The organism is Sporomusa sp. GT1 (assembly GCF_014634905.1).
In the GTDB taxonomy this organism is placed as follows: Bacteria; Bacillota; Negativicutes; order Sporomusales; family Sporomusaceae; genus Sporomusa; species Sporomusa sphaeroides.
The window spans coordinates 17,171-34,734 of sequence record NZ_BMBX01000019.1; the positions used below are offsets into that span (position 1 = coordinate 17,171).

The 17,564-nt window shown below is 49.2% G+C and carries 17 protein-coding genes and 1 riboswitch; of the genes, 4 read left to right on the top strand and 13 right to left on the bottom strand.

The window, feature by feature from the left end; translation table 11 throughout:
- The first annotated feature begins 115 nt into the window (after positions 1-115).
- Positions 116-1,072, top strand: coding sequence for a D-2-hydroxyacid dehydrogenase (locus tag GT1_RS17005; RefSeq protein WP_188399695.1), 957 nt, complete (start codon positions 116-118; stop codon positions 1,070-1,072).
- Between the two features lie 12 nt (positions 1,073-1,084).
- Here the strand turns inward: GT1_RS17005 and GT1_RS17010 are convergent, their stop codons facing one another.
- The 3 genes from GT1_RS17010 to GT1_RS17020 are packed head-to-tail and all read right to left on the bottom strand — an operon-like array spanning position 1,085 to position 3,106.
- Entirely contained in the window at positions 1,085-1,612 is a 528-nt protein-coding gene (locus tag GT1_RS17010) for an HDOD domain-containing protein (protein ID WP_075756637.1), read from the bottom strand.
- Positions 1,605-2,786: an ATP phosphoribosyltransferase regulatory subunit gene (hisZ, locus tag GT1_RS17015; RefSeq protein ID WP_188399696.1), complete on the bottom strand. Its 1,182-nt coding sequence runs from the start codon at positions 2,784-2,786 to the stop codon at positions 1,605-1,607. Before hisZ ends, GT1_RS17010 begins: the two co-directional genes overlap by 8 nt.
- Before the next feature lie 14 nt (positions 2,787-2,800).
- Positions 2,801-3,106, bottom strand: a complete 306-nt coding sequence (locus GT1_RS17020) for a YerC/YecD family TrpR-related protein (protein WP_188399697.1) — start codon at positions 3,104-3,106, stop codon at positions 2,801-2,803.
- Positions 3,107-3,296: 190 nt separating this feature from the next.
- Positions 3,297-3,401: riboswitch (SAM riboswitch) on the top strand.
- Between the two features lie 139 nt (positions 3,402-3,540).
- On the opposite strand from GT1_RS17020, the gene GT1_RS17025 reads away from it, so the two are divergent.
- Positions 3,541-4,362, top strand: a complete 822-nt coding sequence (locus GT1_RS17025; protein ID WP_188399698.1) for a MetQ/NlpA family ABC transporter substrate-binding protein — start codon at positions 3,541-3,543, stop codon at positions 4,360-4,362.
- Positions 4,363-4,409: 47 nt separating this feature from the next.
- Here GT1_RS17025 and GT1_RS17030 read toward each other — a convergent pair whose 3' ends face one another.
- From GT1_RS17030 to rppA, 8 genes are all read right to left on the bottom strand, one after another.
- Positions 4,410-5,000, bottom strand: a complete 591-nt coding sequence (locus tag GT1_RS17030) for a TetR/AcrR family transcriptional regulator (protein WP_188399699.1) — start codon at positions 4,998-5,000, stop codon at positions 4,410-4,412.
- A 16-nt stretch (positions 5,001-5,016) separates the two neighbouring features.
- Positions 5,017-5,529, bottom strand: coding sequence for a DUF456 domain-containing protein (locus tag GT1_RS17035; protein ID WP_188399700.1), 513 nt, complete (start codon positions 5,527-5,529; stop codon positions 5,017-5,019).
- A gap of 68 nt (positions 5,530-5,597) precedes the next feature.
- Positions 5,598-6,869, bottom strand: a complete 1,272-nt coding sequence (gene purD, locus GT1_RS17040; protein WP_188399701.1) for a phosphoribosylamine--glycine ligase — start codon at positions 6,867-6,869, stop codon at positions 5,598-5,600.
- Between the two features lie 26 nt (positions 6,870-6,895).
- Positions 6,896-7,648 (bottom strand): YdcF family protein, encoded by a 753-nt coding sequence (locus GT1_RS17045; protein ID WP_188399702.1) that lies wholly within the window; start codon positions 7,646-7,648, stop codon positions 6,896-6,898.
- Between the two features lie 79 nt (positions 7,649-7,727).
- Positions 7,728-9,440 (bottom strand): glutamine--tRNA ligase/YqeY domain fusion protein, encoded by a 1,713-nt coding sequence (locus GT1_RS17050; RefSeq protein WP_223226328.1) that lies wholly within the window; start codon positions 9,438-9,440, stop codon positions 7,728-7,730.
- Between the two features lie 185 nt (positions 9,441-9,625).
- Positions 9,626-11,593 (bottom strand): methyl-accepting chemotaxis protein, encoded by a 1,968-nt coding sequence (locus tag GT1_RS17055; protein ID WP_188399703.1) that lies wholly within the window; start codon positions 11,591-11,593, stop codon positions 9,626-9,628.
- Positions 11,594-11,810: 217 nt separating this feature from the next.
- Positions 11,811-13,181 (bottom strand): cell wall metabolism sensor histidine kinase WalK, encoded by a 1,371-nt coding sequence (locus GT1_RS17060; RefSeq protein WP_188399704.1) that lies wholly within the window; start codon positions 13,179-13,181, stop codon positions 11,811-11,813.
- Positions 13,178-13,852: a two-component system response regulator RppA gene (gene rppA, locus GT1_RS17065; RefSeq protein ID WP_188399705.1), complete on the bottom strand. Its 675-nt coding sequence runs from the start codon at positions 13,850-13,852 to the stop codon at positions 13,178-13,180. Before rppA ends, GT1_RS17060 begins: the two co-directional genes overlap by 4 nt.
- A gap of 137 nt (positions 13,853-13,989) precedes the next feature.
- Here rppA and GT1_RS17070 point away from each other — a divergent pair, with 137 nt between their 5' ends.
- A complete protein-coding gene (locus tag GT1_RS17070) occupies positions 13,990-14,478 on the top strand; it encodes a PepSY domain-containing protein (RefSeq protein ID WP_188399706.1) in 489 nt (162 codons plus the stop codon).
- Between the two features lie 322 nt (positions 14,479-14,800).
- The gene (locus tag GT1_RS17075) at positions 14,801-15,703 is read left to right on the top strand and encodes an alpha/beta hydrolase (RefSeq protein WP_223226329.1); all 903 of its coding nucleotides are present in this window, start codon (positions 14,801-14,803) and stop codon (positions 15,701-15,703) included.
- Between the two features lie 46 nt (positions 15,704-15,749).
- Here GT1_RS17075 and GT1_RS17080 read toward each other — a convergent pair whose 3' ends face one another.
- Entirely contained in the window at positions 15,750-17,162 is a 1,413-nt protein-coding gene (locus tag GT1_RS17080; protein ID WP_188399708.1) for a radical SAM family RiPP maturation amino acid epimerase, read from the bottom strand.
- Between the two features lie 110 nt (positions 17,163-17,272).
- Positions 17,273-17,509, bottom strand: coding sequence for a Nif11-like leader peptide family RiPP precursor (locus GT1_RS17085; RefSeq protein ID WP_188399709.1), 237 nt, complete (start codon positions 17,507-17,509; stop codon positions 17,273-17,275).
- Positions 17,510-17,564: the final 55 nt, after the last annotated feature.

The window sequence follows — 17,564 nt, forward strand, 5'->3', positions numbered from 1 at the left end:
TTATTTCCCGATATCCGGCAATCTTTCCGGGTGAGGTAGGAAAACCGCCTGCATATGTAGAAGTATTTGGCAGGATACTAACCGTACCAAGCGTAACGCAATAAGGAGGTTCTTTATGTCTGCGCTGAATATTGTCGTGCTCAACCCGCTTGCCGACCGCCATAGGGAGCTTATTCTGGCTGCCGAGCCAAATGTTACTATACTTGTTACCGATGAAGCAAATGCTCTCGAGCATATGCCCTCCTGCCATATCTTAGTCACCTGGGGTTGGATGGAAACCCGTCATTTATACCAGGCTGCTCCTCACCTGGAATGGATTCATGCCCTAAGCGCGGGAGTGGAAAAGCTGCTGTTTCCTGAAATTCAGGCAGCAGACACCATCCTGACAAACGCGAAAGGTATCCATGGTATCCCGGTATCGGAACATGTGCTGGCCATGATGCTGGCTTTCAGCCGGGGACTTACCGTCAGTCTCCGCCAGCAGGAGACCCGGCAGTGGAAACGCATTCCCGCCGGTGAATTGCACGGGAGTACCCTCGCCATTGTCGGTTTAGGCTCTATCGGCCGCGAGATTGCGAAAAAGGCCAAGGCGCTGGGGATGACGGTACTTGCCAGCAAGCAGGAGGTCACCACAGAATTATTTGTAGATAAACTGTATCCGCCGGATGATGATAGTCTGCTGGAAATGCTGGCCAAGGCCGATTTCACGGTTACCGCCCTGCCGCTGACCGAAAGCACGCAAAACCGGATTAGACTGCAGCATTTTACGGCAATGAAGCCTTCGGCTTATTTCTTCAATATCGCCAGAGGGGCTATTGTCAATGAAAATGATTTGGTCACCGCTTTGGAGCAAAACCTCATTGCCGGTGCCGGGCTGGATGTCTTTGCCTGTGAACCGCTGCCTGAGAGCAGTCCGTTATGGAGCATGCCCAATGTTATCATTACACCGCATGTTGCCGCCCTGTCACCGGCCTATCTTGACCGCTCCGTTAAGCTGTTTGCCGATAATCTTACCCGCTTTATCCAGGGGCGTGAAATGCTGAATGTGGTTGACAAAGTCAAAGGCTATTAGTACCTTGAGAGACTAATTCAGGCTGTCAGCCGCTCTGAGCAGTGTAAGCTCTACCGGTTCGCCGTCTGCCGGCGCTTCATGATGCCTGGCCACGATCCCGGTTATCCGCCTGTCAAGCCCGGCCGCCTCGAGCATAGCTGCTCCCCGGGCGGCATGATGATAATAGATATACATAGCATGCCGGAGATTGGCTACCTTGCCACCCCGCCCCAGTCGCTGCCAGCTTTTGGCCCAGCGCGGCACAAGGGTATCCAAAATTACGGTAATGATTTTATCGGCAACGCTGACATCCCCTTTTATCTTGCCGATATCATGAAGCAGCGCGCATGTTAGCAGTAATTCTTGGTCAACATCCTTTTCCTTAGCGGCAAGTTCCCCGGCTGTGTAGGCTACATTCAAAGCATGCCGCTGGTCAGGTAGGTTCATCTGCCAAAAGAAGGCGGCTGCCGCCGGGTCTAAATACCGCTCCACAAACTGCCTGTCTGTTTCGCTAATCCGGGCAGTGACCGCCGCTACAACCTGTTTTATCCGTTTACTCAATATATATCAATTCCTCATAGCCCCGGGTGCGAACCACTGCTTCCGCCACCGCCCGCGGTTCGGCAGCAAGCGCCAGTTCTGCCCGGCGTCTTTGCCGCCGGCATTGGTTAGCCGCTTCAATGGCCTGCGCCAGCTTACCTTCCGTCCAGGCAATATATACATCTTTACCCTGCACGCTGACGCCAATCCCCTGGCGCTCCAGAGCTAATAGCATCCGTTCTATTCCCATGGCGAAACCTGTCGCCGGGTTGGCAACCCCCAGTGAAGCCAGCATCGTATCATAACGCCCGCCCCCGCACAGCGGGAAGCCCAGTCCCGGCGTATAGCCCTCAAATACCATGCCGGTATAGTAATCAAAGTCACGAATTATGCCAAGGTCAAAATTGACATACTGATCGACACCATAGCCTGCAAGCAGCTTGTGAATATCGGCCAGGTTATCCAGCGCCGCCCGGCTGAGGTCATTGCTGACCAACCGGTAGGCTCTGCTTAACATATCCTCCCGTCCATGCAAAAGCGGAATTTGCTTAAGCAGTTCTTGCGCTGCCTGCTTAAGTCCGCTCTGTGAAAGCAGTTCGCCAAGCCCAACTAAATCGCGGGTAACCATGGCGGATTTGATCTGCTGCTGGCGCTCGGGGCTTAACTGGCTTTCCGCCATCAGGCCGTTGATAAAATCCACCTGGCCTAAGCCGATTTGAAAATTGGTCAGCCCGGCTTCCAGCATAGCTTCTACCGCCAGGGCCACAATTTCGGCATCGGCTGCCGGACCGGGCGCACCTAACAGCTCCACCCCGGCCTGATAAAACTCGCATTGTCTGCCGGCCTGCGCCTGCTCATGGCGAAAGACATTGGTAAGATAAAACAGCCTGAGCGGCAACGGCATTTCCTTCAGTCTGGTTGCCGCCACCCGGGCAATCGGGGTTGTCATATCCGGTTTGAGTGCCAGAATCCGGTTGTTTTTATCAAAAAATTTAAATACATGCTGCTGAATGTTGCTGCCTGTGCCCACTGCCAGTGTTTCCATATATTCAAAGGTCGGTGTTACTATTTCGTCATAGCCCCAGCAGGAAAATAGATCGGCCAGTGCCCCCTCGACAATCCGCTTCTGCTTGGCTTCCCGGGGCAGCAAGTCCCGCGTCCCATACGGAATTTGCGGTACAAAATTTTTGTTCATATTAACACTCCATTCTACTCAGCCTTGTTTTCCTCCAGATGGGCCAACACAGCTTTATAACCGTCGGCTCCATAATAAAGGCAGCGCTTAACCCGGCTGATGGTTGCGGTACTGGCACCGGTAGCGGCAACAATATCGTCATAAATGACGCCTGCCTTTAACAGCCGCGCCACTTCCAGCCGCTGCGCCATCGCCTTAAGTTCGCCGATTGTGCATACATCCTCAAAAAACTGGTAACACTCTTCCTCGCTGCTAAGCGATAAAATCCCCCGAAACAGCTGGTCGGTAAGTGCATCTTTCAATTTGGGATTTGCGGTCATACTATTACGCCTCCTGTAAATACTTGCTTACACTATCTATTCGCTACACACCTGTTTTTTCCTTCTTTATTCCTTTCCAGCTTTATCGAATTAAAACTTTTTACTATTTTACTCATTTTTACTAATTTAATTATATTTTTATTGACAGACATACCTATCGGTGCTAATATAAATTTCATAAATTACATATTGTTCATCAAGAGCTGGCTGAGGGAATGGCCCGATGACGCTGCGGCAACCATCGCAATTTGCGAACGGTGCCAATTCCACAGGATACTTTCCTGGCAGATGAAGAACTGGACAACAAGCCATTTCGGACTGCCGAAATGGCTTTCACTATTTTTACGGGAGGAGGCTGACCTGCTTTTTTTAGCCAGAACATTGTCTTACCTTGGTGTCATTAGTAAAGTAACTACTATTAGGAGGAATATGTCATGAAAAAGATTACCTTATTATTGCTTGCCGCTTTATTGGCGTTCTCCACTCTCCTTGCCGGGTGCGGCGGTAAAGAAACCCCTGCCCCTTCAGCAACTGAGAAAAAGACTATCAAAGTAGGCGCAACCCCTCTGCCCCATGCTGAAATTCTTGCTGTCATCAAACCCATTCTGGAAAAAGAAGGCATCAATCTGGTTGTGGTAGAAATGAGCGACTATGTCCGTCCTAACATGGCTGTTGCGGAAAAAGAACTTGATGCTAACTTCTTCCAGCACATTCCCTACCTGACCAAGTTCAGCGCCGAGCGCAAACTGGATCTAACCTATACTGCTGCCGTACATATCGAACCCATGGGGATTTATTCTAAAAAAGTTAAAAACCTGAATGACCTGCAAAACGGCGCAGAAATTGGCATCCCGAACGATCCCACCAATGGCGGCCGCGCTTTGGCACTCCTAGAGAAGGCCGGCATTATTAAACTTAAAGACGGCGCAGGCGTTACCGCTACCGTCAGCGACATTACCGCCAACCCCAAAAATGTAAAAGTCCGCGAACTGGAAGCTGCTCAATTGCCGCGTTCCCTGGATGATCTGACTTTAGCTGTCATTAACACCAACTACGCGCTGGAGGCCAAGCTGGTTCCCGGTAAAGACGCCTTGTTTATTGAACAAAAAGACTCCCCTTATGTGAATATCCTTACCGTCCGCAAAGGCGATGAAAACCGCCCGGAAATCCAAAAATTAACCAAAGCCTTAACCTCCGAAGAAGTTAAGAAATTTATCAATGAAAAGTACCAAGGTGCTATTGTACCGGCATTTTAATGAAGTAAAAAATGAGTCTGGGGAAATCCCCGGACTCATTTTTTTTATTAACGGTTAACTATCCCGTACATAAAAATATCGGCAATGCTGTTGGCCGTACTATCAATAGAATCCTGTTCTCCGCCAACAAACCCCTGAAACACCATCATCACAATAACACTGAACAAACCATGGGCGGCTTTGTGCACATCACACTGGCGGATAGTACCTTGATCAATTCCTTCCTGTAAGATCCGCTGCAATGTCCCGATAGTGTGAACAAACCTTTCCCGGTATTTTTCCCGCTCCGCCTCGGTAAAGCTTGACGGTTCCTCACGGCCTAACCCGCGCATCTCATGCATGAGCACCCGCCACAAATCCGCATTTTGCACATAAAACTCCAGAAAAACACGAATGGCTTTCTTGGTTTTATCCAGCGCCGGTTCGGCAAGAGCAGCAATGGTATCCAACTCAGCTTCAAAACCGGCACTGCGTTCCTTAATCAAGGTATAAAAAAGTTGTTCCTTATTGACAAAATAGTTATATACTGTGCCTTTACCGGTATCGGCTAAGGCAATAATCTCGTCAACCGTGGCGCGATGATAGCCTTTGCGGGAAAAAACAGTATAGGCAGCATCAAGTATTTGCCGGCGTTTCATAAGTTTCCTCCTGTCCTTACCAAGCCAGTTTGGAAAGGATCAAAACCACCATGCCGATAGCCATGGCTAATTTGAAAATCAATCCCAATGCCTGACCAATCATGATACTCTTGGCAACCCGCCCCGCTTTCTCCCGGTTGCCGGTAGCGGCATACTCCGCCAGGTAACCGGCGGCAAAAGAGCCGGTGATGGCCCCCGCAATCGAGCCAAGTCCCGGCATAATGCCTGTGCCGGCAATACCGCCGACAATGCCGCCAAAAAAGGCAGACCCGATAGCCATACGGGATGCATTTTCTTTTGTGGCCCCCAGCGCTCCTGCTATAAATTCAGCCAGTTCGCCCAGCAATAATGCGCCCAAAAGCAGCAAGAGCACGGTACTGCTCATATGCACGAAGCCTTCTGTATAGCCATACCCCAGCGCCGTAAAAAATATGAGCCAGTTGCCAGGCAAGCCAATTGCCGTCATACCAATGCCAACAGCAATGATGGCTATAACCAGTAGATTAATGGCTATTAACCCTGCATCCAAACCATGCACTCCTTTGCGAGCGGGTTGCCAGCAATCTGCCTAATATGCGTGGCAATCTCCCTCTTAGCTTATTTGCGGTTAAACGCCCGGTGGGCTATATCTTTGCGGTACTGCATTCCCGCGAATTTGATTTCAGGTACAGCCTGATATACCTTCTCTACCGCCGCACGAATATCACCGGCTACGGCAGTCACGCCCAGCACCCGGCCGCCGGTGGTAACAATATGGTTGTCCTTGCTGCCGGTACCGGCATGAAAAACCATCGCGCCCTGCTTTTCCGCCTGATCAATACCGGTAATTTCATTCCCCTTGGTATAATCGCCCGGATACCCCGCAGCCGCCAGCACAACACAAACGGCCGCTTCCTGCCGCCAATTTATGGTTACATCAGCCAACCGCTCCCCGACACAGGCCTCCATGATATCCACCAAATCACTATCCAGCAGCGGCAATACCACCTGTGTTTCAGGGTCACCAAACCTGGCGTTAAATTCAATGACCTTTGGCCCCTGGGCCGTAATCATCAAACCGGCGTATAAACAGCCTTTATAGATAATGCCTTCCTGACGCAGCCCGTCAACCACCGGCTGCAGCACCTCGCGCGTCACCTGCTCCCGCACAGCCTGAGTTACCACCGGCGCCGGGGCATAGGTTCCCATACCACCGGTATTGGGCCCCTGATCATTGTCAAAAATCCGTTTATGGTCCTGAGCCGCCACCATGGGAGCTACCGTAAAGCCGTCGGTAAAGGCCAGCAGGGAGGCTTCCTCACCCTCTAAATATTCCTCAATAACGATCAAATTACCGGCGCTGCCGAAAGCCTTGTCCCGCATCATCATATCGACGGCAGCAACCGCTTCCTCCACCGTCATGGCTACCACAACACCCTTGCCGGCTGCCAAACCGTCTGCCTTAACAACAATGGGAGCCCCCTGCTCCTTGATATAGGCGATAGCTTTGTCCGCATCGGTAAAAGCCGCGGAAGCGGCGGTGGGAATATTGTATTTGTGCATAATTTCTTTGGCAAAAGCCTTCGAGCCTTCGAGCTGGGCCGCCTGCCGGGACGGTCCAAAAGCCTTGAGCTGTAATGTGGCAAAATGATCGACAAGCCCGTTGGCAAGCGGCAGTTCCGGGCCAACCACGGTTAAATCGACAGCATGGGCTAAGGCAAATTGGCCCAAAGCGGCATTGTCGCTTACATCAATGTCGACACATTCGGCCACAGCCGCAATGCCGGGGTTACCCGGAGCGCAATAGATTTTTTCCACCCGGGGGCTTTGCGCCAGTTTCCAGGCCAGAGCATGTTCGCGTCCGCCACCGCCGATAAGTAAAATTTTCAAGATATCACTACTCCTCATATATAACATTAAAACCAGCGTACTGCCATAAGGCCGAGATATTCTTTGATGGCCAACTGGGTGTTATAGAAAGCGTCCGCCCGGGGCCATAACAAATGCCATTCAAAAATAAAGCGGGTATTTGTCTGATAGTCGGTTGGGTATGGCGTCACTTCCATATTATATTTAGCAAACTGCTGTACAGACCGCTCCATGTGAAAAGCCGAGGTCACCAGCACCGGACTGGTAAAACCACGCTCCGCTATAATCTGTTGCGTAAATTTAGCGTTATCGGTAGTATTAAGGCTCTGCCCCTCCACAATGATGTTGTCATCGGCGACGCCCAAGCCTTGCAGGATATGCCGGGCAATCTCGGCTTCCTTACCGGTATTGGCAAATACCTGCCCCCCGGAAACGATGACCGGCTTGCCGGTGAGACGGTGTAACTGCGCTGCCGTTAACAGCCGGTTGGCAGCAGACCCCATAAGATGTCCCTGCCCATGAACATTCGGCGTATCAGCCGTAGCCCCGCCTCCCAGCGTGACAATAACATCACCGGTTATCGCTGCCGGCGGCTGGTAACGGCTCTCTAAGGACCGGATTAAGATATCTCCCACTAACGGCGTGGATATCAGGTACAAAAGCGCTGTTATTAGCGCCAGCAGCCCTGCTCCCCGCTGGTGCCGGTAATACATCCGGCCACAGACAAAAGCCAGCGCAGCAATAAACAGGCCTGGTGGCAGCAGAAAAGTTATGTATAGAAACTTTATCAAAACCAACACCGGAATACCTCGTTTCTAGCATCTGGCATCAGAAAGACTTTTGCCGGCAACCCGTGCCTGGCAAAAGTCTTTCCTGCTATTATTTCTTCTCCAGCTTGGCCCAGGAATCTTTCAGGGAGACGATACGGCTAAATACGGGAAGGTCGGCGGTTGAATCACGATCAACGACAAAATATCCCTGCCGCATAAACTGAAAACGACTGCCTGGCTGAGCTGTTTTGATACTTGGTTCCACTAAGCAGGCTGTCAAAACTTCCAGGGAATCAGGGTTTAGCGTATCGACAAAATCCTTAGCCTCTTCTTCCTGATCCTGCTGATCAGTCAACAGGTAATCATACAGACGAACCTCGGCTTTTGCGGCATGAGCTGCCGATACCCAGTGCAGCACGCCCTTAACCTTGCGGTTTACCGTACCGCTGCCGCTCTTGGTATCCGGGTCATACGTACAATGGACTGCCACAATCTCGCCGGTTTGCTCATCTTTGATCACATGCTCGCATTTAATTATATAGGCATGTTTGAGCCTTACTTCCGCCCCGGGTGTCAGGCGGAAATATTTTTTCGGCGGATTCTCCATAAAATCGTCCTGCTCAATATACAGTTCCCGGGTAAAAGGCAGTGTCCGCGAGCCCATCTCAGGATTTTCCGGATTGTTCTCGGCTGTCATTTCTTCCACTTGTCCGTCCGGATAATTATCAATAATAATTTTAAGCGGTTTAAGCACTGCCATAACACGCGGCGCTTTGGTGTTGAGATCTTCACGAATGCAATGCTCCAGCAAAGCAATATCCACCGTACTGTTGCTCTTAGCCACACCAATCCGGTCGCAGAAATCCCGGATGGCTTCCGGCGTATAGCCTCGCCGCCTTAGGCCCGAAATTGTCGGCATGCGCGGGTCATCCCAGCCGCTGACATAGTTTTCTTCCACCAGACGGCGCAGATAGCGTTTGCTCATAATCGTATTGGTCAGATTCAGCCGGGCAAATTCAATTTGCTGGCATTTATAGATTTCCAGCGCCTCCAGGGTCCAGTCATACAGCGGCCGGTGGTCGGCAAACTCAAGCGTACAAATGGAATGGGTCACGCCTTCAATCGAATCGGAGATTGGATGGGCATAGTCGTACATGGGGTAGATACACCATGTATCGCCGGTCCGGTGATGAGGCGCGCGGATAATGCGGTAAAGCACCGGATCACGCATATTAAGATTGGGAGAGGACATATCAATCTTGGCCCGCAGCACCCGGCTCCCTTCCGGGAATTCGCCCAAACGCATTTTTTCGAATAAGGAAAGATTCTCTGCCACACTGCGGTTGCGGTACGGACTTTCTTTGCCCGGCTCTGTCAGGGTGCCGCGATACTCTCTCATTTCCCCGGCAGACAAATCACAAACATAGGCTTTGCCTTTTTTAATAAGCTCAAGGGTTAATTCATAAATCTTCTCAAAATAGTCGGAAGCGTAAAATTTGCGGTCATCCCAGTCAAAACCCAGCCATCTTACGTCTTCCTGGATGGAGTCTACGTACTCAACATCCTCTTTCGTCGGGTTCGTGTCGTCAAAACGCAGGTTGCATTTACCACCATATTTAAGCGCCAAACCAAAATTCAAACAGATTGATTTGGCATGTCCAATATGCAGATAGCCATTGGGCTCCGGGGGAAAGCGCGTATGTACCCGATTGCCGTATTTACCTGTCTTATTATCTTCATTGATGATAACTTCAATGAAATTAGCAGGCATAGCAGCATTAGCAGCAGTTTCTTTGTCCATATCTTTACTTTCGGTATTCATGCAGATCCTCCTTAGGGTTGTCCACCATTCTATATCCTTACATTATACAACATTCCCGGCCTTTCCAAAAGCGAGAAAGGGCCAACAATGAGATTTTTTGCAGTTTCTTATAGGTATTTTGAGTAATTCATTAAGCAAAAATCCCTAACCGCAACAGGTTAGGGATTTTCGCCGTCAAAATATACTTAAATCTTGAATTTAAATACAGCCTGCTGGAGTTCGGACGCCATCTGGGCCAGGCCGGCAGATGCGGCGGCAATTTCCTCAACACTGGCATTTTGTTCCTGGCTGGCTGACGCCACCTGTCCGGCACCGGCAGCATTAAGGCGCGCTGCGTCGGCGATGCCATGGATGGCATTTTCCACCTGAGTACTGCGCCGTTGCTGTTCTTCTGTCAACGCCACAATACGCACCACTTCGTCCCGGACATTTTTCACGGCTGTGTAGATTTCTTTAAAGGCAATGCCGGAACTTTCCACTACTTGTACACCGGCAGCGACTTCACGGCCACTTTTGTCAATAGCGGTAACGGTTTCCACAGTATCGGCCTGAATGGCCTGAATAATACCGGCAATCTCGCGGGCAGCTGCGTCAGACTGTTCGGCCAGCTTACGCACCTCATCGGCAACTACGGCAAAACCGCGTCCCTGCTCACCCGCCCGGGCGGCCTCAATGGCGGCATTAAGCGCCAGTAAGTTAGTTTGACCGGCAATACCGGTAATAACGTCGACAATTTGTCCAATTTGCCGGGACTTTTCACCCAAAGCATGAATCTTCTGGGTTGCCTGGCTCACATCATGCTGAATTTCATTCATTTTAGTTACAGCCATACCGATTTGTTCGGTACCGGTTTCCGCAGCCCGTTCGCTTTGCTCAGAGGCGGCTGCCACCGAGTGAGCGGCTTTGCTGGTAGTAACGATGGCCTCAACCATATCCTTGATAATATGGGCTGAGTTATCGGCCAGCGTTACCTGGTTATTCGCACCTTCAGCCACACTTTGAATGGTGATGGCAACTTCCTCGGCAGCTTTGCCCACTTCACCGGAAGAGGCAGCCAGTTCCTGGGAAGAGGCTGCAACCGTTTCAGCGGTAGACGAGGTTTTGGCAGCAAGGGTGCGCAGCGCGGCTATCATTATATTGAAGGTATCGGTAAGTTTGTTGATTTCGCTCACACCTCTAACCTCGATGGTGTGAGCCAGATCGCCTTCAGCCACCAATTCTGCGGCAATACCAAGCTTTTCCAGCGGATTGGCAATACTGCGAGCCACATAGTATGAAGCGATGAGCGCGATAAGGATGGCAAGCAAAACAACTGCAGCAGTTGCCGCCGCCGATTTGTACACGACTGCCATTACTTCTTTGATGGGCTCATGAACAATAACGCCCCATTTATTCTGGGCAATTGGTGAAAAAACAGTAATGGACTCTTCCCCGCGGGTGGAAGTGGCTTCCAGAGCGCCATTTTGTCCGTCAATCACCTTGGCAACATAATCATAGGTAGCAAAGGATTCTTTTTTCAGAACCCGCTCCTTGTCAGGATGAGCAATAATGGTTCCCTTATTATCGACAACATCTACATAACCGGTATGACCAATCTGTACTTTGTCAGCAATGTCCCAGATGGACTTGAGGCTGACGTCGGTAGCTATCACCCCGATAATCTGTCCGGCACTATTTTTAACCGGTGAAGAAACGGTAATACAGGGTGCATTGGTAAAAACGGAAATATACGAATCGGTAATAAAAGTAATGCCTCGCATGGCTTCTTTAAAATAAAGCCTGTCACCACGATTGGCCAGGGTTCCCGAAGTTCTGGCAATTTGCATGCCTGTCTTATCCATAACAACAATAAGTTCATAGTTTGGATTCTGTTTCTGCGCCGCTAATATTAATTCTTTAACAGCCGCAGGATCCATTGATTTTGCGGTAGGAGAATCGGCCAGGATATCATTTACAATTCTCGCGTCGTCCACCACACGGGCAATTTCATTGCCTATCTGCTGCGCAGTATTGCGATTTGACACCATGGTTACTTCTTTCAAGGATTGCGCATTTATGTAGCCGCTGATGATCCCGCTGATACAGACCGGAATAAAGGCAAACAAAACAAACAGGACAATTAATCTCACTTTCAAACTATTCGCACTAATCAAGAACTCGCCCTCCCTAAATTAATGATAACTTCCACCATATAAATACAGCATTATAATTATAACCTTTGCCTTTATTTTCATCAATCGGACATTTGTCTGAATTTCAAACAACTTATTGTAGATTTTCGTTGGCTTTTGTAGTTTATTATTGCTGATGCTTTTTCCCCTGTTTTGGCAAATTATTTAGGCAAAAGCCAAGCTGTTGTTGCGCATTTTTTCACAGCTTGCTTTGCCTATTTGCCGGCAAATAGAACCGCACAGTCGTACCGCCGTTCAGACAACTGTCTATCACAATGCTGCCACCGTGCCGCTCAATAATCCATTTTACAATCGGCAGTCCCAGACCGGTTCCGCTGTCTTCTCTTTTATGCCGCGCCGGGTCTACCTGATAAAACCGCTTCCATATTTTTTCCTGTTCTGCCGGAGCAATGCCAATGCCGTTGTCCGCAACACTCCCCTGAATCCCACCGTCTTTCCGCTTTAGTGTAAGCCGGACCCAGCCGTTATCGCGGCCATAACGAATGGCATTCTGGCAAAGATTTAACAGCAGCCGCATCATGGAAGTTTGATCAGCCATTAACGTAAGGTCAGACTCAATATCGGCGCAAATAGTAATATTCCGCTTTTGGGCCGCTATTTCCATTTCCTCGACAACCATTTCAGCCACTTCGCCGAGGTTAATCACTTCAAATTCGAGGTTGTCCGTACGATGGTCAGCCCGCGCCAATAAAAGCAAAGCAGAAATCAATGAATTCATTTTTTCCGCCTGCTGTAAAATTACCTGTATGGCTTCAGCGGCTTCCTGCCAATTATCTTTTTGCGCCAGTGCGTATTCAGCGTGTGTCATCATGACAGTAACAGGCGTTCTCAGCTCATGAGACGCATCGGCAGTAAACTGCTGTTCTGCTTTAAACGACGTTTCCAATTGGTCCAGCATATGATCAAACGTTTGCGCAAGCTGATAAATTTCATCCTGGCTTCCTGTCAGGTGAATACGCCTGGATAAATCGCCGCTGCTTTCAATTTCTGCCGCTGTTCTTTGGATCAGGCTGACAGGCTGGAAAGCATTCTGGGTAATCAACCAGCCTCCGTACCCGGCAAGCAGCACTAAAAAAGGAAACAATACCATACAGACAAAGAGAATCTGGTTGCGCGTCTCATAGGCCGGACTTAACGATACCGCACCGCGAACCCATATCCCCTCCTGGCCTTTGGCTGTTATATACAGGTCGTAAACCAGCCATTGATTCCCGTCCACCTTAACTGTCTGCACTTGCTCGGATTGAAAAGGCACCGCCGGCGGCAGTCCGGCAGGCAACTGTCCGGCAAACAGGGTTTGCTCTTTAGTGTACAAGGAAATGAGTACCCCATCATCAAAAAAATCAACATCATTTACATCTATCGACCCATTTGTATAATTGATATCCTCTGCAACATCATAAACTTCGTCCTGCAACTCACGCTGCACTCCCTGCACCAGGACTTTGTCGGTACCAAAAACAATTCCCGCCATAATAACAGCGAGAATAAAAATAATCAGTCCGGTGTACCAGCACGTAATCTTTACTTTTATTGATAATGGTTTCATAATCTCTCCTGCAGCACATAACCGGCCCCCCGGACGGTATGAATTAATTTAAGGTCAAAGTCGTCGTCAATCTTTTTACGCAAATACCGGATATAAACATTGATGACATTGGAGTTGCCTGAAAAATCATAATTCCAGATATGTTCCTCAATCTTTTCTTTCGATAAAACAATGCCATGATTGCGGATCAAATACTCCAGTACGGCAAACTCCTTGCTTGATAAGGAAATTTGTTTCTCTCCCCTTGTTACTGTGCGGCTGCTGAAATTTACCGTTAAATCGGCCACACATAGTGTATCTGCACGAACATTGCCCGGCCGGCGCATAAGAGCCCGAATCCGGGCCAGCAATTCGTCAAAAGCAAACGGTTTTATCAAGTAATCATCCGCACCGGCGTCAAGTCCTGTTACCCGGTCCTCAATATTATCTTTGGCAGTAAGTAAAAGAACAGGGGTTGTCAGGTCTGTTTGGCGGAATTTGGCCAGCAAGGAAATACCGTCAAGTCCGGGCAGCATCCAGTCCAGGATAATAAGATCATACTGCATCGCCGCCAGATAATCTTGTGCTTCCCACCCATCCGCAACAGCATCGACAGCATACCCCGACTGTGCCAGCCGCTTTTTGAGCAGCTGCTGTAAATCGCTCTCGTCTTCTACCAGTAAAATACGCATAACAATCTCCCTAGTAAATTTTGTTAAAATTATACCATATTTTTTAACAATAAAATTCATATTGGCGTTTAAAATTAATCTTACTTTAATGTTCATCTATTATAGTTAATATAAATTAAAACATGGAGGGGTTATATATGATGAAAACAAACAAGAAAAAAATACTGGGCGTTATGCTTGCATCACTCATTTCATTTGGCGCCGCAACCACGGCTTTAGCGGCGGTCACGGCTGATTCAGCACAGGAAATAGCCCGAAAATGGATCCCGGCAGGCGCCGCCCATGTCCTCACCGAAGATGACGTTACTGCCTATGAGGTAACCTTTTTTGATAATGTCGCTAAAATAAAATATGAAATTGAAATCGACAAACTGACTGAAAAAGTTACCGAGGTAAAAACAAAACTGACAAACAGTCATGGCAGCAACACCGTCAGCCTGAGCAGAAACGATATTACCGAAATTACGCTAAAAGAATTCCCGGACGCGATAATCCGTAAGATGCGCCTGGCTTCTGACGACGGCTACCAGGTATATGAAGTAAAATTTACTACAGACACTATGCGGGGAGAACTGGAAATTAATCCGGAAACCGGCGTTATTCTGGAAAGAGAATTAAAGTACTAGAAAAAAGGAAGCTTTGCTACGGCAAAGTTTCCTTTTTTTAGTATACCTGTTACAACGGATTTTCTTCCAACTAATACATTTTTAGAGGCACTGCATGGAATATCGAAAAATACCAAAAGCTAATAATAAGGGCAGCACCCTTGGAACAGGCAGAAATATATAAAACCTATTGACTTAGAGTTAGCTTAAAGTTGTATTGTAAAATATGAAACATACTTCCAGAATCATCAGCCAGAAAATTTCATGAGGTAGATATATGCAATCGAATACAAAGTACCAACTATCGAAAAAAGGGAGCTGGCGGCGCTGGGTCCTGCTCAGTATGTTAATCGTTTTTTTTGGGATAAACGGAGCTGGACTCTATATCGGAAACATTATTTATAAAGAAACAAGTATCTTACATTCCCATCTTAATGAAACTAACGGCAGGCTCAAGCAAATCTTAGAAAATGGCAAACAAGAGAGTAAGTGGGAAGATATTACCATTGTATCCCGCTTTGGCTATCCATTGTCTGCCACGTATATTCCCAATCCCCAAGCTACAGATAAAACCCTTATCTTCCTGCATGGCTTTACTGAAAGTCGCGCAGTCGGTCTAAACTATTTGGATATTTATCTAAATTACGGCTTTAATCTTCTGCTTATTGACTTGCGGGCTCATGGCGAAAGCGGCGGTAACTCGGTCACCTGGGGCAATTATGAAAAATATGATCTTGATCAGTGGGTGGATTGGGTTGGCAATCGTTTTCCCAAAGGCATGATCGGTGTTCATGGAATTTCCATGGGCGCAGCGACCGCGCTCATGCATGCTGAGCTCAATGAAGCCAATAAGCGTGTGGCTTTCTATATTGCCGATAGTTCCTATTCTGATTTTGAGTCGTTATTAACGTTACAAATGGAGCAGCGGCTGAATCTTCCGGGAAAAGTGCTGACAAAACTGTTACTGCCATACGCCAATGTTGTTGCCTATTTCGATGCCCGCTTTACTTTCCGTCAGGCATCCCCGATCCGGTCAGTACGCAATATAACCACGCCGGTTCTCTACATTCATGGTGAAGCTGACAAGCTGGTTCCTGCTTCCATGTCGCTGGAGCTTTATCATGCCACCAAAGGTCCCCGGCAAATATATTTGTTTGCAAACGCCGGGCATGTAACTGCTATTTTTAATGACCGCTATCAGTATGGCGGAATAGTGCGAAAGTTTGTCCAGGCAATTGAAACATAAAAAAAGAAGCTTTGCAACAGCAAAACTTCTTTTTTTAGTCTGCCACTTACAACAAATTTTCTTCCAGCAGGCCCTGTTCAAACAGCTTTTGCATCGAGGACGCTGCCGCCAGAACATCCTGGCCCTGGACCGCAGTTTCCTCCAGCACGCGTCCCAAAGTCAAAATTCCCTGCGCGATGAGCCGGCCAAGCGGAACCAGGTGCGGAGCTCCTGTCAGCTTATGCAGCCGATAGGTGCTGCGAAGCTGGAATCCTGCCGGCAAAGCAGCAAACTCCAGATCTTGCCGGAAGGCCAGCCTATCCTCTGACGCCAGATGCTCAGGCATGCAGGCTGCCATGGTCTTAACAATAAAGCCATCCAGTTCCGCCGCATCAGCAAAATCTCCTTCAGCATGGATACGGTAGCCCAAAGGCCAGCGCTCTGACGGCGGACAGGGACTGATCAGGCGTACCGAGCGCTCCACCATATTTATCAGGTAGCCGGACAGGCAGCAAATGGTATGGGTAGTAACAAATTTGGCCTGAGAATCGGCTGAAACACTTGGGCGGTTGCGGCCTGAACGGGCCATAAGCCGGGACCAGGTGTCCGAATGCTGGAGAATAAGCTCTGTCAAAGCCAAATCCTCAGCAGAAAACTCCTTATGCACCCGGCGCAGAAGCTCTGTCGAATGAATGGAAAAGCGATCCGATGCCGTGACATGTTCACGGCGGAGCCGCAGCAATTCCCGTGTCCAGTCAGGCTTGCGCAGCGGGGCTGCCGTGGTGGTCTGCGGGTAAACACCCATTATCCTGCTATAATCGGCCATAAACTTGAAATAATCAGAGTTATCACTGGGTTCGGTCGCCCAGTAGCACATCCCGGCCCCTGCCGCAGTGCCAAGGCGCGCTGCCGCTACCTTGAGGACAGTCTGCCATAGCCGGGCATTCTCGTCAGTATACGGCAACACCTCCTGCAAAGGTTCGGCCGCAAGGCCGCAGAAGGGGCAGCCCAGGGAACACCCCTTGCTCAATTCGAACACGGCAGTCGCATGAACAATGGCCGCATTGGTCTCCTGACCCAGTTGACTTTGGCAGCGGTTTACCTGACGCCGGCGCCAGGCATTAAACCGGTGGCTGGGAGTTTTGTCCCCCTGCTGACGCCAAAGCTCCCGCATCCCGGCAGCCGCCTCGCAATAGCGCCGCCACAACAGAGCCTGCGGCTTGTCTGCCAATTCTGCGGTTGGGACTTCCTCCAGCATAAACTGTTCCGGAAACAATACCGCCAGCTGTTCCGGCTTCACATTGGCTATTCCCCTTGCTTGCAGCAGGGCTTCCCACCCGGCGGCGTCCTCCTGCAGTGCCGCATAAAATTCCGTATCGCCGACAACACATTCGAAAAAGCGTTTGATATGGGGAATCAGTCTTTTTTCATCTGCACTGATTTGGGAATTGAAATCACCGCAAAAGTACAGTTCGTTCATACTACGTCACCACCCCTTGGTAAGTTTCCCTTTAGCGAATGGCTACCCGCTCTTATCTGCAAACCGGCCCGGGCGCTGCTGACGCCCGGGCCGCGAAAATCAAAGTCTTTTTAAATCACGACTACCTTTCCCAAAACTATGGAAACACCGCCGGCCACCTTGTCCAGCTGTTCTTCAGACAACTCAGCCGATGTGGCACTGGCTTCCAGCTCGGCAAGCGTAAAATTATAGCCCTTGGCATTGGCATAAGCCACAATTTTCGCCAGATCATTACCGGCATTCTTTACTTCTTCCAGCATTTCCTTGTTCTCATTAAGATCTTTGTTAAAGCGTTGGATTTCACTCATTATCCGTTCTCCTTTTCCTTTATATTTGGGTCGAAGGAATGTCATCCACCGGGAC

Bases quoted from the DNA above. Each gene is read 5' to 3' on its own strand.
- GT1_RS17070 (WP_188399706.1), top strand. From the start codon at position 13,990: ATGATGAAAACAAACAAGAAAAAAATACTGGGCGTTATGCTTGCATCA.
- GT1_RS17080 (WP_188399708.1), bottom strand. From the start codon at position 17,162: ATGAACGAACTGTACTTTTGCGGTGATTTCAATTCCCAAATCAGTGCA.
- GT1_RS17050 (WP_223226328.1), bottom strand. From the start codon at position 9,440: ATGAATACCGAAAGTAAAGATATGGACAAAGAAACTGCTGCTAATGCT.
- GT1_RS17060 (WP_188399704.1), bottom strand. From the start codon at position 13,181: ATGAAACCATTATCAATAAAAGTAAAGATTACGTGCTGGTACACCGGA.
- hisZ (WP_188399696.1), bottom strand. From the start codon at position 2,786: ATGAACAAAAATTTTGTACCGCAAATTCCGTATGGGACGCGGGACTTG.
- GT1_RS17020 (WP_188399697.1), bottom strand. From the start codon at position 3,106: ATGACCGCAAATCCCAAATTGAAAGATGCACTTACCGACCAGCTGTTT.
- GT1_RS17030 (WP_188399699.1), bottom strand. From the start codon at position 5,000: ATGAAACGCCGGCAAATACTTGATGCTGCCTATACTGTTTTTTCCCGC.
- rppA (WP_188399705.1), bottom strand. From the start codon at position 13,852: ATGCGTATTTTACTGGTAGAAGACGAGAGCGATTTACAGCAGCTGCTC.
- GT1_RS17005 (WP_188399695.1), top strand. From the start codon at position 116: ATGTCTGCGCTGAATATTGTCGTGCTCAACCCGCTTGCCGACCGCCAT.
- GT1_RS17075 (WP_223226329.1), top strand. From the start codon at position 14,801: ATGTTAATCGTTTTTTTTGGGATAAACGGAGCTGGACTCTATATCGGA.
- GT1_RS17025 (WP_188399698.1), top strand. From the start codon at position 3,541: ATGAAAAAGATTACCTTATTATTGCTTGCCGCTTTATTGGCGTTCTCC.
- GT1_RS17085 (WP_188399709.1), bottom strand. From the start codon at position 17,509: ATGAGTGAAATCCAACGCTTTAACAAAGATCTTAATGAGAACAAGGAA.